The sequence below is a fragment of the Pseudoalteromonas sp. SR45-5 genome (assembly GCF_014163565.1).
GTDB classification, from domain to species: Bacteria; Pseudomonadota; Gammaproteobacteria; order Enterobacterales; family Alteromonadaceae; genus Pseudoalteromonas; species Pseudoalteromonas distincta.
Window position 1 is genome coordinate 1 of sequence record NZ_JACJDN010000771.1, and the last position, 1,621, is coordinate 1,621.

Annotated in this window: 2 protein-coding genes and 1 pseudogene; all 3 read right to left on the reverse strand. The window is 38.4% G+C overall.

Annotated features, from left to right (window positions below; all coding sequences use genetic code 11):
* Window positions 1–180 (reverse strand): annotated as a pseudogene (locus tag H5072_RS20930) (hypothetical protein); the annotation flags it as partial.
* Window positions 181–196: 16 nt separating this feature from the next.
* Complete coding sequence (locus tag H5072_RS18870) at window positions 197–391, reverse strand: hypothetical protein (RefSeq protein WP_182694439.1); 195 nt, start codon at window positions 389–391, stop codon at window positions 197–199.
* 258 nt (window positions 392–649) lie between these two features.
* Window positions 650–1,621 (reverse strand): GNAT family N-acetyltransferase (locus tag H5072_RS18875; protein ID WP_182694440.1); only part of this gene is annotated, 972 nt, incomplete at its 5' end.

Below are 1,621 nucleotides of genomic sequence, written 5' to 3' on the forward strand. Positions count from 1 at the left end.
TGTAAAGAAGTAATCTGATAGTGTATAAGAAACCATCATTACAAACGAACTGAACAATAGGTTTGTATCTCTTTTTACATTTAGGGAGTAAACAAAGACATTGAAAAAAAATGCCATTAAAAACCCCCACATTGTAAATGCAGAAAGGGAAAAAAAGCCAAAAAACTCAGTTAAAAACATTTATAACCTTAATTAATCACTTAGGTTTTATAGGTATCATACCACCACCGCGCTGTAATTCTGCACCAGCTGCAGCAATAGCCTCTTGAGAAAAGCTCACTGTATCAGATTGCAGGGTTTTAGGGCTAGCAGTTTGTTCGATTGCAGGCTTTAATTGTTGTGTTTTGTTGTATGCTTGCATTTGTAATTGGCTATTAGCTGAAACTTGCATGTGATTGATCCTTGTAAAAGTTTTAATTATATTTGGTGCAACTTTTAACCACATTATTATGTAGATAAATGCATTACCTGTTTTAAGCAGTGATAGCTATTTTGCTATCTACCTAATAATTAGCAATCAATGTGCCAACTTTTTTTGACGCATTAAAATTCACTCAAAAATATAATCAAACCAAACAGCTCCGACCAGTTTGCTGCAAATATAAAAAAACGCACAGGGATAACCGTACGTTTTTTGTATCCAGGGAGTTTAAGCTACGTATTTACACGGGATCTCCGCACGTGTACTTAGCTTCAAAATATATTCCATTGCTACTTCGTCACAATTTTCTTTACGAAGGCAAAGTTCACAATCTTTCATTACTTTTTCAGGCAAAGAGTCTTTGCTACAAAAAGTAAAACGTTGTTGTTCAAAGAAATCGGGGACACGGGTCAATACAATAACTCGGTTAAGTGCCAATTTTTTGGCTTTAGCAAGTAGGTGCTCTACAAGCTGTCTACCCTGCCCCGTCACTTTACTTTTTGGGTCTATACCCAATGAGCGTATTTCAGCAAGGCCGGTATCGTAAATGTATAACGATGCACAACCTGACACTTTTCCATTTATTTCAGTAACGGCAAACTCGTTAATGGAGTGCACCATATCGCTTTTTGCACGAGGCAGGTTTTCGCCTACCGTTGCCCAATGCTGTATAAGTGTTGCAATTGCCTCTACATCATCTAAATTTGCATCACGTACCGTTATTTGCTGTTTTTTTTTGGCTTCTTTAACAGCATTAGTTACTTGCTCAATAGACGTCCCACCAAGCGCTTGACGCGCTTTTATACACGCATCAATTTCAAGTACTGGGTAAACATCATCTTCAAATACAGTGTTTACTGATTTGTACTGCTCAAGTGATAGCTCCTCAAGCGTTTTACCTTCGCTAATCGCAAGCTGTACAAGTACACCCACAATGTGATGCCCTTCTCTAAATGGCACACCTTTAGCAACTAAGTAATCAGCAAGTTCGGTGGCATTAGCGTGGCCGCCTTTTGCCGCTGCTAACGTTTTATCACCATTTACTTTTACGCCTTTAATACACGCTTGCGCCATATGAATACATGCAAGCCATGTTGGCATAGCGTCAAACAGGCCTTCTTTGTCTTCTTGCATATCTTTATTGTATGCAAGTGGCAACGCTTTTAATGTCATCATCATAGCGCTAAATGCACCAAATAC

Excerpts from the sequence above, each read along its gene's own strand:
- H5072_RS18870 (WP_182694439.1), bottom strand. The coding sequence starts at position 391 with ATGCAAGTTTCAGCTAATAGCCAATTACAAATGCAAGCATACAACAAA.